This is a genomic window from Lentzea sp. (assembly GCF_035525475.1).
Taxonomy (GTDB): Bacteria; Actinomycetota; Actinomycetes; order Mycobacteriales; family Pseudonocardiaceae; genus Lentzea.
In genome coordinates, this window is the sequence record NZ_DATLEC010000019.1 from 1 (window position 1) to 12111 (window position 12111).

At 68.5% G+C, this 12111-nt stretch carries 12 protein-coding genes, 1 tRNA gene and 1 pseudogene; 7 read left to right on the forward strand and 7 right to left on the reverse strand.

Annotated elements, in window-relative coordinates:
- Positions 1 to 565: 565 nt before the first annotated feature.
- Positions 566 to 1016, forward strand: a pseudogene (locus VM306_RS02235) (IS5 family transposase); the annotation flags it as partial.
- A gap of 776 nt (positions 1017 to 1792) precedes the next feature.
- Here VM306_RS02235 and VM306_RS02240 read toward each other — a convergent pair.
- Positions 1793 to 2257 (reverse strand): hypothetical protein, encoded by a 465-nt coding sequence (locus tag VM306_RS02240; RefSeq protein WP_325510507.1) that lies wholly within the window; start codon positions 2255 to 2257, stop codon positions 1793 to 1795.
- A gap of 96 nt (positions 2258 to 2353) precedes the next feature.
- Positions 2354 to 2436 (reverse strand) — tRNA-Leu (locus tag VM306_RS02245).
- A gap of 146 nt (positions 2437 to 2582) precedes the next feature.
- On the opposite strand from VM306_RS02245, the gene VM306_RS02250 reads away from it, so the two are divergent.
- Positions 2583 to 3515: a squalene cyclase gene (locus VM306_RS02250; RefSeq protein ID WP_414672315.1), complete on the forward strand. Its 933-nt coding sequence runs from the start codon at positions 2583 to 2585 to the stop codon at positions 3513 to 3515.
- Here the strand turns inward: VM306_RS02250 and VM306_RS02255 are convergent.
- The 5 genes from VM306_RS02255 to VM306_RS02275 form a co-directional block, all read right to left on the reverse strand.
- A complete protein-coding gene (locus tag VM306_RS02255; RefSeq protein WP_325510508.1) occupies positions 3512 to 4117 on the reverse strand; it encodes a response regulator transcription factor in 606 nt (201 codons plus the stop codon). The genes VM306_RS02250 and VM306_RS02255 overlap by 4 nt on opposite strands.
- Positions 4114 to 5253, reverse strand: a complete 1140-nt coding sequence (locus VM306_RS02260) for a sensor histidine kinase (RefSeq protein WP_325510509.1) — start codon at positions 5251 to 5253, stop codon at positions 4114 to 4116. Before VM306_RS02260 ends, VM306_RS02255 begins: the two co-directional genes overlap by 4 nt.
- Positions 5250 to 5957, reverse strand: coding sequence for an ABC transporter permease (locus VM306_RS02265; RefSeq protein WP_325510510.1), 708 nt, complete (start codon positions 5955 to 5957; stop codon positions 5250 to 5252). The genes VM306_RS02260 and VM306_RS02265 overlap by 4 nt, the downstream gene beginning before the upstream one ends.
- On the reverse strand, positions 5954 to 6838 hold the full coding sequence (locus VM306_RS02270) for an ABC transporter ATP-binding protein (RefSeq protein WP_325510511.1): 885 nt from the start codon (positions 6836 to 6838) through the stop codon (positions 5954 to 5956). Before VM306_RS02270 ends, VM306_RS02265 begins: the two co-directional genes overlap by 4 nt.
- A gap of 69 nt (positions 6839 to 6907) precedes the next feature.
- The gene (locus VM306_RS02275; RefSeq protein ID WP_325510512.1) at positions 6908 to 7771 is read right to left on the reverse strand and encodes a LysR family transcriptional regulator; all 864 of its coding nucleotides are present in this window, start codon (positions 7769 to 7771) and stop codon (positions 6908 to 6910) included.
- 95 nt (positions 7772 to 7866) lie between these two features.
- Between VM306_RS02275 and VM306_RS02280 the strand changes: the two genes are divergently transcribed.
- The 5 genes from VM306_RS02280 to VM306_RS02300 all read left to right on the forward strand — a co-directional run.
- Complete coding sequence (locus tag VM306_RS02280; protein ID WP_325510513.1) at positions 7867 to 8535, forward strand: GAP family protein; 669 nt, start codon at positions 7867 to 7869, stop codon at positions 8533 to 8535.
- A 58-nt stretch (positions 8536 to 8593) separates the two neighbouring features.
- Positions 8594 to 9751 (forward strand): helix-turn-helix domain-containing protein, encoded by a 1158-nt coding sequence (locus tag VM306_RS02285; RefSeq protein ID WP_325510514.1) that lies wholly within the window; start codon positions 8594 to 8596, stop codon positions 9749 to 9751.
- Between the two features lie 143 nt (positions 9752 to 9894).
- Entirely contained in the window at positions 9895 to 10488 is a 594-nt protein-coding gene (locus tag VM306_RS02290; protein ID WP_325510515.1) for a DUF6801 domain-containing protein, read from the forward strand.
- 27 nt (positions 10489 to 10515) lie between these two features.
- Positions 10516 to 11406, forward strand: coding sequence for a glutaminase (locus VM306_RS02295; RefSeq protein WP_325510516.1), 891 nt, complete (start codon positions 10516 to 10518; stop codon positions 11404 to 11406).
- A 19-nt stretch (positions 11407 to 11425) separates the two neighbouring features.
- Positions 11426 to 12111, forward strand: a 686-nt coding sequence (locus tag VM306_RS02300) for a M20/M25/M40 family metallo-hydrolase (protein WP_325510517.1), incomplete at its 3' end; no start/stop codon positions are given.

Sequence of the window (12111 nt, forward strand, 5' to 3'; positions counted from 1 at the left end):
TCGTGCGCTGCAACGTTCGCGCCAGTGCGTTCAGCGTCATGCCGTGCCGGAGCCCGTCCAACAGAGCTGCGGTGTCCTGCGCCGACCAGGCCGCGCCCGCGCGGTTGGGTCTGGACACGGCACCGTCGTCATGGCTCTCAGCAGTCACATGAGTCACGTTATCAACAACTGGCGGCAAAAATGCCGCTTCCGCAAACAAGGGGCACAGCGCACTACGCGAGACAGGTGCAATGCGGCCCAGTATTGAGCGGGCGGCCAGCGGGATACTTGTAGCGTTCCACCTGATCAGGTCTTATTCCACGTCGGAAGTGGTCAACCGAACAGTGAACCCGCGAGGAGCTCGGCAACCTCGTCTAGTGTGAAACTCATCAGAGGTTCGCATGCCGCGTCTACAACCCGCACTTCGTCCGGATAGGCGCTACCTGAGCTGAAGCGGGCTTAGTGACCAGTTCAAAATGAGCTGGCGTGTCGGCTTTGCCTGCGGGACAGGACATTCCAAGATCACGGTGTGTGTGAGGAGGTCTTGACCGACGAGCTCTGGGCTCGGCTGGAACCGTTGATCCCGATGCCCCCGAGGCGCTTCCGCTATCCAGGTCGCAGACATGCCGACGACCGGGCCGCGCTGGAAGGCATCCTCTACGCGGTGCGCACTGGCATCGGATGGAACCGGCTGCCCACTGCCTTGTTCGGTGCCTCGGGCTCGACCTGCTGGCGGCGGTTGACCGAGTGGCACGAGGCCGGCGTCTGGCAGCAACTACACGAGCTTCTGCTCGCCGAACTGCGCGCCTCCGGGCTACTGGACCTGTCCGCGGCCCTGGTCGACTCCACTTACCTGCGTGCGCTCAAAGGGGGGCCCACACGGGGCCGAGCCCGGTCGACCGCCGCAAACTCAGTTCCAAGCACCACCTGATCACCGACGCCAGCGGGTCCCGCTGGCCGTCACACTCACCGGCGGACACCGCAACGACGTCACCCAGCTGATCCCGCTCATCGACGCGATCCCGCCGATCCGCGGCGACGCGGCTCCAGCGGTAGTCGTAGCGGTGGTAGGTGATCTGGGTGCCGTTCGCGTTGCGGAGCAGACGGCCGTTCATTGGTGCGCCGCGATGTTCAACATGCTGGAGCAGGTGCCACATCAGGGTGGGGGAGACCGGTTGCCAGCGTGAGGTCTCGCCCTTCTCCCGCAGGTAGACCAGGCACTGCTCCTGGTCGAGGTCCTTGGGCCGCAGAGCTAGTGCGCCACCGCGTCGGGCGGCAGTCTCGGTGTGGAACCGGATGATCAACGAGTCGAGCTGCGCATCATTGCCGGTCGTCGCGACGATGTCGTTGACCTGGTCCATCTGCCTGCCCGACAACGCCCGCCGATTGCTGGGCTGACGCCGCGGCTTGGCAACTTTGACGGCCGGGTTGGAGCGCTCGTCGATCAGCTCGTCGTTGACCGCGTGCCGGTGGAGGCAGCGCAGCGCGGCGATGAGGTGTTCCGCGGCGGAATTGCCGTTGCGGGTGTTGCGGCGGACGGTGAGGTTGGCCTTGATGTGCTGGACGAGCCGCTGGATGTCGGTGGGGCTGCGGTCGCTGAGCGAAATGTCCGCCCACTGGTCCAGCACCCGGTTCCAGTACGGGGTGTAGGCGCGGCGAGTGCCGTCACTGACCGCGGCCGAGACGACCGGGATGTACTCGCCGAACGTGGGTGCCGGCGGCCTCACGGAGTTGAGCAGGTCTTCGGCTGTGACACCCATGCGGTCGAGGACCAAGCGTGCGGCGTCGAGTTCAGCTTGCGTCGGGGCGCCGATCACGCCTCCTCACCACCCGGCAGGACGCGCAGCAGGAGGTCGTCCAGGGTGATTGGTGGGAACACCGTGACGGTCTGGCGGTCGAGGTGTGTCAGAAGGAGTACCCCGTCGCCGCAGCTCATGGCCGCTGCGCGGCGGGCGTCTGCCGGTAGGCGGAGGTAGCCCTGCTTGGTGGGTTGGAAGACGCCGTGCGGGTCGGCGGTGATGACCAGCAGGCCGTCGTGCTCGCGGATGTTCAGCCTCGTGCCCGCGTTCCAGTCAAGTGCGGCCGTGGTGTGTCGGTCAGCGAGGCGGCCGCGCTGGTCCACGGTGGCCATCCGGTACAGGACGTTCGTCAGCCTGGGAGGCCGGGACGCGGGGACAGCGATCAGGGGGAGAGGCTGAGCAATGGCGCGGGTCAAGGTGTCGGACGCCTTTTCCGGCGTCGTGTCCGGGACGATCGGGCGGATGTAGGAAATCGTCATCGAACGCCACCTGTACGTGGCACGGAAACGCAAAACAGGTGCTCAAGTGGACTTGAGCACCTGCCACGTAGACGTCGCAAATTTGCGACATTTTTGTGTCCGAGGGGGGACTTGAACCCCCACCCCCTTTCGGGGACTAGCACCTCAAGCTAGCGCGTCTGCCATTCCGCCACCCGGACGTATCTAGTTCTGCCTCGGCTCTCGCCGTGGTGTGTGCATAGGTTACATGATCGTCGGCGCGCACCAAAATCGGGGGCTCGAGACGGTGTTTGTGCTGGTTGGAGCGGTGGAAAGGTGTCGGGTGGGCGCGGGCTAGGGTCTGGCCGTGGATGAGCTGATGGGGTGGTTGCTCGACTCCGACCCGGCCCTGCGGTGGCAGGTGCAGAGGGATCTTGTGGGTGAGCCGGCTGAGGTTTGGCAGGCCACTCGGGCTCGGGTGGGCGTTGAGGGGTTTGGGGCTCGGTTGCTGGCGGCGCAGGGGGCCGATGGCATGTGGGCTGGTGGGGCCTTCTTTCCCGCTGGGTTCGACGGGAAGGAGGAGGGGCAGCCTTGGACTGCTACCACCTGGTCGTTGAACTCGCTGCGGGAGTGGGGGCTTGAGCCGCGGGTGTTGCACGAGCGGCGGACTGTCGAGTTGCTCGCGGCTGGGTGTCGGTGGGAGTACCAGGACCTGCCCTATTGGGGTGGGGAGGTCGACTGCTGCATCAACTCGTGGACGTTGGCCAACGGGGTGTGGCTCGGGGTTGACGTCGAGGGGATCGCTGAGTGGTTTGTCGGGCGTCAGTTGGAGGATGGTGGGTGGAACTGTGAGTGGGTTGAGGGGTCCACGCGGTCGTCGTTTCATTCGACGCTCAACTCGGTGAAGGGGTTGCTGGCTCACGAGTTGGTCACTGGTGGGTCTGAGGCGAGCAGGGCTGCGCGGCGGCGTGGGGACGAGTACCTGTTGGAGCGGGAGCTCTACAAGCGGTTGTCCACTCAGGAGGCTGTGGGGGAGTGGGTTTCGCGGTTCCGGTCGCCGTTTCGGTGGGGGTACAGCGTGCTCAATGCCATGGAGTACTTCCGGCTGGCCGGCGTCAAGGATCCTCGGATGGGGGCTGCCGTGGAGATGATCGAGGATGCTCGGCAGGTCGATGGGACCTGGTTGCAGGGTGGGCGGCATCCTGGGCGGGTGTGGTTTGAGGTAGATGTGGGCGAAGGTGAGCCGTCCAAGTGGCTGACGTTGTACGCCTTGAGGGTTCTTCGGTGGTGGGGGAGTTAGATCCAGCCTTTGGCTCTGGCGTAGCGGGCTGCCTCGTGGCGGTTCGAGGCGCCGGTTTTGCCCACCGCTGAGGAGAGGTAGTTGCGGACTGTGCCGGGGGAGAGAGACGCGCGGCGGGCTATTTCGTCGATGGGGGCGCCTTCCAGGGCCAGTTCCAGGACGTCGGCTTCTCTTGGGGTCAGAGGGCTGTCGCCTGCACTGATGGCTTCTGCGGCTAGTGCCGGGTCCACGTAGCGGCCGCCTGAGTGGACTGTGCGGACTACCGTGGCGAGGACGTCCGACGAGACGGTTTTGGGGAGGAAGCCCCTCACGCCTGCTGCCAGGGCTCGTTTCAGGTGGCCTGGACGGCCGTGGCTCGTGACGATCATCGTGCCGCACGACGGCAGGTCGGATGACAGGGCTTGGGCCACTGCTACGCCGTCCAGATCTGGCATCTGCAGGTCGATCACCGCTACGTCTGGGCGGACTGCCCGTGCTGTGGCCAGGGCTTCGGCGCCTGTGGCGGCTTGGGCCACGACTTCCAGGTCGTCTTCCAGCGAGAGCAGGGCTGCCATGGCGCCTCGGATGAGGTGTTCGTCGTCGGCCAGCAGGATGCGGATCACGGGAGCTCCACGGTCAGGACGAAGCGGTTGGGAGCTTCTGGGGCTGCGGTGACGGAGCCGCCCAGGGCCGAGACTCGTTCGCGCAGGCCCGTCAGGCCGCTGCCGAAGCGGGTTTCGGAGAGGGAGACGCCGTCGTTGGACATGGTGAGGATCTTGCCCCGCAACGTGATCGTGCACCTGCTGGCCTTGCTGTGGCGCAGGACGTTGGTGACGCCTTCGCGGACTGCCCAGCCCAGGGCGCCTGCTGGTTCGCCTTCGAAGGTGACGTCGCCGATCACGCGGCAGTCGATGCCTGCCGAGGCGAGCAGGGAGCGGGCGCCGGCCAGTTCCGCCGAGAGGTCGGCTGTGCGGTAGCCGCTCACGACGGCGCGGAGTTCGTCCAGGGAGTCTTGCGCTATGCGGCGGACTTCCAGCATTTCGTCGATGGCGTTCTCGCGGCCTCGGCGGGCGAGTTGGGCTGCCAGATCTGCCTTGAGAGCCACCACGGAGAGGTTGCGGCCTACTACGTCGTGCAGGTCTCTCGCGAAGCGGAGGCGTTCCTCTGCCACGGCCAGGTTCGCTCGGACCTCGCGGGAGTGGTCGAGTTCCCAGACCAGGCCCAGCATCCAGAGCGTGCTGCGGAAGGCGAGAGCCAGGAAGACCAGCATCACGGTGGACGCGACCGCGTGGCCCAGCGGTGCGGTGAAGAACAGGTAGAGGCAGGTGGCGGGGGTCGCCAGGACCAGCGGGCGGACGGGGCGCAGGGCGGAGAGCGTGGTGATCGTCAGCGCCAGGAACAGCACCGCGATGCCGTCCGCCGGGCTGTCGGGCTTGCCGGGTGACGGGTGCGGGTAGGCCAGTTCGGCGGTGACCAGGACGGCGACGGTGTAGACGGCGAACGCGACCAGCAGCCGGCTCGGGAACGCGGTCCTGCCCAGGTAGTGCTCGATGCCCCGGTGGGCCAGGCGGATGCCCAGCACCACGTGGACCAGCACCGCTGCCGAGGCCGTGAGGACGGCGGCGGTGCTGATCTCGCTTGCCATGCCGAGGATCAGGAACGGTGGCAGGAACAGGTAGGCCAGGTAGAACGTGGCGCGGACGAAGAAGTCGAACCGCGCCGCGTTGCCGCGGGACCGCCACCAGTCGAGCAAGATCACCTCCGGGGGTCCCAGCGGAACCAGCGTCGCACAGCGTAGGTGCCCAGGACGATCCAGACCGCCAGGACGATCGTCGGGCGCAGCACCGGGCCGTCCTGCCAGGCGGCGCGGAGCAGGTCCAGCACCGGGGTCAGGGGGAGCAGGCGCAGCACCGACTGGAGGTTCTCCGGCAGGATCGACAGCGGGAACATCAGGCCGGAGCCGAGGATGCACGCCATCAGGACCGGCAGCGAGGTCACCTGGGCCATCTCGACGGTGCGGGTGAACGCCGACGACGCGGCCGCCAGCAGCGCGAACACGGCCACGCCGCCGATCACGCCCAGCAGGATGAACCACGGGCGGGACGGCAGGTCCACGCCGGTGATCACGCCGACGATCGCCGCGAACAGCACCATCTGCCCCAGCGCCACCACGACGGACGGCAGGGACGCGCCCACCAGGATCTCCGGGTCGGTCAGCTCGCCGACGCGCAGGCGCTTCAGCACGAGCTCCTCGCGCCGGGCGACGAACGTGGTGACGAGGTTGTAGTACACCGCCATCACCAGCGCGAACCCGATCAGGCCGACCACCAGCGGCACGCCGTCGGCGTCGACCGAGGCCAGCACCGGGATGAGCAGCAACGGCAGCACGAGCGAGTTGAACAGCGCGGTCTTGTTGCGCCAGAACAGCTTCAGCTCCGCCTGCCCGACAGCCACGGCCCTCATGCCGCCTCCTCCGCGATCGCCAGGAACGCCTCCTCGAGGGACGCCGACCGGGCGTCCAAACCGGACAGCTCGACTCCGTGGGCATGCGCCCACGCCAGGAGCTCGTGCAGCGTCTGCTGCAGGTCGTTCGTCCGCACGGTCACGCGTCCCGACGCGTCCAGGTCGGCGACGACGGGGAGCGCGACGCCTGCCGGGGGAGCGAACGAGATGCGGGACGGGTACGCGTCCACCACCTCGGACACCGTTCCCTGCGCGACGATCCGGCCGCGGTGCATGATCGCCAGCCGGTCGGCCAGCGCCTGCGCCTCCTCCAGGTAGTGCGTCGTGAGCAGCACCGTCACGCCCTCGAGCAGCAACCCGCGGATCAGCTCCCACGTGTTGCGCCTGCTCTCCGGGTCGAGCCCGGTGGTCGGCTCGTCGAGGAACAGCACCTCGGGCTTGCCCAGCAACGCCAGCGCCAGGTCCAGGCGACGACGTTCACCGCCCGACAGCTGCTTCACCCGCACCGACGCCCGGTGCGCCAGGTCGACCAGCGACAACGCCTCGTCGACCGGGCGCGGGGAGGTCAGCGTCCCCGCCCACATCCTCGTCGCCTCGGCGACGGTCAGGTCCGGCGGGAAGCCGCCCTCCTGCAGCATCACGCCCACCCGCGGCCGCACGACGGCACGTTCGCTGAACGGGTCGTGGCCGAGCACGCGCACGGTCCCCTCCGCCGGGCGCGAGAGCCCTTCCACGACCTCCACCGTCGACGTCTTCCCCGCGCCGTTCGTGCCGAGCAGGGCGAACATCTCGCCGCGCTCGACGTCGAACGACACCCCTCGCACGGCCTCGAACCCGCCGCTGTACCGGCGAGTCAGCTCGCGCACCTCGATCGCTGTCATGCGGTCAACGATCTCGGCAAAAACCCCGGTCCGGCAGTGCGGCACGACACCAGTTCCCCATGACAGATGTCATGCGGCGCCAACGAGCGCGTCCACCACCACGGACGCCGGTTCGGACAGATTGAGCCACGCCACGACGACGCGGTGACGCTCCCGAGAGCCGCGCACCCGAAGCACGCGCACGCCGTGAGAGACGGACGTAGCCAGCGGCTCGGGCAACGTCGTGATGCCCGCGCCCGACGCCACGAGCTGGAGCTTGGCCAGCCAGTCACGGGCCACGTGCGCGACCGCCGGCCGTTCGTCGAGACCGGGCCACACACCGAGGCCGGGCGGTGGGCTCGCGATCCACGCCCACCCGCGCAGATCGGCGGCGTCCACGAAGTCCTTCAACGCCAGCGGGTGCGTCGAAGGCACCGCGAGCAGCAGCGGACGGTCGTCGAGCACCTTGGTGCGCAGAGCCGGTGTCTCATCGTCCAAAGGCGACTCCGACGCGAGCACGGCGAGATCAACGGTACGGGCCCGCAGCGCGCGCACCAACGAAGCAGTGGTGCCTTCGCGCGTGGTCACCGTCAACGCCGGATGGCTGCGCCGCAACGCCGCCAACGCGGTCGGGAACACGGCGTTGGCGGACCACCCGAGACGCACGGTGCCCGCGGTGGCCGGCAGCCCGGACAGCTCACGACTCGCCGCGTCGAGTTGCGCGAGCACCAGACCCGCGTGCCGCAGCAGCACGTGCCCCGTATCGGTCAGTTGGACGCCATCGCGCTGACGGTCGAGCAACGGCGCGCGCACCACACGTTCGAGCGCGGCGATCTGCCGGGACACGGCCGACTGCGTGTAGCCCAGCGCCGAGGCGGCGGCCGCGAGTGTGCCCCGCTCGGCCACCTCCTGGAACACTCGCAACGCGACCAGCGGAACCGCCGTGAGATCCATGAACGCCATGTATACGGACTGCGGCTGGTATCGGCCCTGAGCACCGGCGAGGCCTGGTATTCTCACGACTGTATTAAAAACGGCTTGGGGGATGCATGACACTGGGGCTGGTGGCGGCGCTGGCGGGGTTGGCGCTGCTCGACTCGACGAGCATCGGGACGTTGTTCATCCCGATCTGGCTGATGCTGACGCCCGGCAGGCTCAGGCTGGGCAGGTTCGCCGTCTACCTCGGCACGATCACGGTGTTCTACTTCGCGGTCGGCGTCCTGATCGTGCTCGGCGCGTCGCGGCTGGCCGGCCACCTCGACAGCCCGGTGGCGTCGTGGGTCCAGCTGGTGATCGGCGTGGCGTTGTTCGCCGTCAGCTTCCGGTTCGACGGCAAGAAGAAGCGGGACACGGGGAAGTGGCGGAACCGGGTCAACGCCAACGGCTCCGCGGCGGCGCTCGCGGGAGTCGCCCTGCTGGCCGGTGTCGTTGAACTCGCGACGATGCTGCCGTACCTGGGCGCGATCGGGATGATGAGCGCCGCGGACCTCGAGCCGGCCCAGATCGGGCTGCTGCTCGCCGGGTACTGCCTGGTCATGATCGTGCCCGCCGTGGTGCTGCTCGGCGCGCGGCTGGCGCTGAGGACGAGGATCGACCCGTTCCTGACCAGGATCAGCACGTGGTTCACCGAGAAGGGCGCGAGCGCGACGGGCTGGGTTCTCGGCATCGCCGGGTTCCTGGTGGCGCGCGATGCCGTCGCACGGCTGTTCTTCCTGTGAACCACTTGGTCCAGTTGGCTGAACGACCCGGTTTCGTTTCTCTTCTACACTTGCCAGGATGACTCAGCCGGACGATCCGCGCAGATCTGTCCCGCACGAGCTGGCGCCGCTGCTCCGAATGGAGGTCGCGCCCGTTTCGGTGAGCATTTTCGAGGCAATCGAAAAAGCCATTCCGGAATACAGCGAGTTCCGCCAGAACGTCGTCGACGGCATTCGACAGGCGTTGGTGAAGTTCGTCGACACGATCGCGGCGCCCGACACCGAGCCGGACCCGCACGACGACATCCACCGCAAGCTCGGCGCGTGGGAGTTCAAGTCCGGCCGCAGTCTCGACAGCCTGCAGGCCGCCTACCGGATCGGCGCGCGGGTGGCGTGGCGGCACGTGTGCGGGTTCGCCGAGCGGCGGGAGCTGTCGCTGCACCTCATGTCGGTGCTGGGCGAGGCGATGATCGCGCACGTCGACGAGCTCGTCAGCCTGTCGGTCGAGGGGTATGCGGCCGCGCAGGCGAGTGCGGCGGGCACGCTGGAACGCAAGCGCCGCAGGCTGATGGAGCTGCTCGTCGGTGACCCCTCCGGCAACTGGCAGGCCGTGCTGGACGCGGCGCGGGCGGCGGCGTGGCCGATGCCGGACCGCCTGGTGGCCGTCGCGCTCGAACCGTCCGCGGCTCCAGCCGACGACCTGCCGGCCGACGTGCTCGTGAACTTCGAGGACGCCACGCCGTACCTGCTCGTGCCGAACCCGGTCGCCGTCTCGCGGTGGCTGCGCAGAGCCCTGCCCGGCTGGAGAGCGGCGGTGGGGCTGCCGGTGGCGCCCGCCGAGGCCCGCACGTCGCTGGCCTGCGCCCGCCGCGTCCTGGCGCTGAGCAGGGAGAAGGTGCTGCCGGACCGGCCCGTCCTCGACAGCGCCGACCACCTCGTCGAACTGACCGTGCTCGCGGACGAGTTCCTGGCGCGGCAGCTCGCCCAACGGGCGCTGGCGCCGCTCGCGCCGCTGACCGACCGGCAGCGCACCAAGCTCGCCGAGACGCTGCTCGTGTGGTTGTCGGCACGCGGCGGCGCCCCCGAGGTCGCCGCCCGGCTGCAGGTGCACCCGCAGACCGTCCGCTACCGCGTGAACCAGTTGGACGAACTGTTCGGCGACCGGATGCACGACGCCGGGGAGCGGTTCACCCTCGAACTCGCGCTGCGCGCGCACTATTTGTTGCAGCGCGACTGACAAATCACCGGAACCTATTTCGCACGCGGATGACAAAAGCGGGTTTTCGCTTGCCTCCCGGAATGCGGGGTGGTTACTTTACTGGCGAGTAAAGCAACACCGCCTTCTTGCAGTTCAATGTCGTACTCAGGAGGTCCCTGCAGATGAAGACCGGACTTTTCGCACGTGTCGCCGCCGTCGTTCTGGTTGCCGGAGCGTTGAGCGTGACGACGGCCGGCACCAGTTCCGCCGCGACCGCCCAGCTGAGCATCACCTACACGTGCCAGTTCTCGATCGCCGGCACGCACGACGTTCCGTCCGTGGTCACCTCGCCCAACGCGCCGGACTCCGCCACCGTCGGGGTGCCGACCGCACCGTCCGCGACGACCGTCACGTCGACCGTGTCGGACGACGTCCGCAACACCCTGTGGTGGATCGGTGGCCGTTCCGTCGACGGAACGCTGAGCACCCCCGTCAAGGTGACCAACGGCGCCTCCGTCCAGAACCTGACGGCGACGCTGACCATCCCGAACACGCCGGTGCCCTCGTCCGGCTCGTTCCAGGTCGTGGCCAACGGCACCTTCCCGGCGCTGACGCTGCCCAACGCGGGCACGGCCTCGATCAACCTGGGTGACGCTTCCCTCGCCCTGACGCCGCGCTACGCCAACGGCGAGCCGACGTGGATCGGCGTCGTCAACGTCCCCTGCACCGTGAAGCCCGGCCAGGCCACCAAGTTCCACGAGTTCCCGGTGGCGTGACGCCCGTCCCGTGATGGGATGTCGTCCATGGACCTGCAGCACCTGGTGGACCGCATCGCATCCGAGGTCACGCCAGGCGGTGCCGTGGCCGACTACATCCCGGCGCTCGCCAGGATCGACCCGCACGCCTTCGGCCTCGCCGTCGCCACACCGGACGGCGAGGTCTTCGGCGCCGGGGACCACGCGACGCCGTTCTCGATCCAGAGCATCTCCAAGGTGTTCACGCTCGCTCTGGCCCTCGCCGAGAACGACGACGTGTGGACGCGCGTGGGCCGTGAACCGTCCGGCTCCCCGTTCAACTCGCTGGTCCAGCTCGAGACCGAGCAGGGCATCCCGCGCAACCCGTTCATCAACGCCGGCGCTCTCGTCGTCACCGACCACCTCGGGCACGGCGCCACCGACCGGCTCCTCGCCTTCCTGCGCCAGGAGAGCGGCAACGACGGCATCGACGTCGACCCCGAGGTCGCCAAGTCGGAGCTCGGCCACTCCGACCGCAACCGCGCTCTCGCGCACTTCATGAGCTCCTACGGCAACATGCGCAACCCCGTCGACGTCGTGGTGCACGAGTACGTCCGGCAGTGCTCGATCACCATGAGCTGCGCCGACCTCGCCCGCGCCACCCTCTTCCTCGCCCGCCACGGCGTCCGCAACGACGGCACCCGGCTGCTCGGCGTCAGCGGCGCCAAACGGGTCAACGCCGTCATGCTCACGTGCGGCACCTACGACGCCGCCGGGCAGTTCGCCTACCGCGTCGGACTGCCCGGCAAGAGCGGTGTCGGCGGCGGCATCATCGCCGTCGTCCCGGGCCGGTGCGCGATCTGCGTCTGGAGCCCCGGCCTGGACGCACGGGGCAACTCCGTCGCCGGTGTCGACGCGCTGGACCGTTTCACCACGTCCACAGGCTGGTCCGTGTTCTGACTGGTGGTAGGAAGACGGGGTGAGCACAACGGGGAACGCACTGGCACTGGCCGAGGACGAGGCTGTCACCCTCGTCAGCGAGCTGATCAGGATCGACACCACGAACACGGGTGATCCCGCGACGGTCGTGGGCGAGCGCAAGGCCGCCGAGTGGGTGGCGGAGAAGCTGTCCGAAGTCGGGTACGAGACCACCTACGTCGAGTCGGGCGCCAAGGGGCGCGGCAACGTCGTCGCGCGCCTGGCCGGGTCGGACCCGAGCCGGGGCGCGCTGCTGGTCCACGGCCACCTCGACGTCGTCCCCGCCGACGCCTCGGAGTGGTCGGTGCACCCGTTCTCCGGCGCGGTGCAGGACGGCTACGTGTGGGGACGCGGCGCCGTCGACATGAAGGACATGGTCGGCATGACGCTGGCCCTCGCGCGGCACTTCAAGCGCGAGAACGTCGTGCCGCCGCGCGACATCGTCTTCGCCTTCCTCGCCGACGAGGAGGCCGGTGGCCTGTACGGGGCGAAGTGGCTGGTCGAGAACCGGCCGGAGCTCTTCGAGGGCGTCACCGAGGCGATCAGCGAGGTCGGCGGGTTCTCGATCACGCTGAAGGACGACGTGCGGGCCTACCTCGTGGAGACCGCCGAGAAGGGCATCCGCTGGCTCAAGCTGCGGGTCAAGGGCACCGCCGGCCACGGCAGCATGATCCACCGCGACAACGC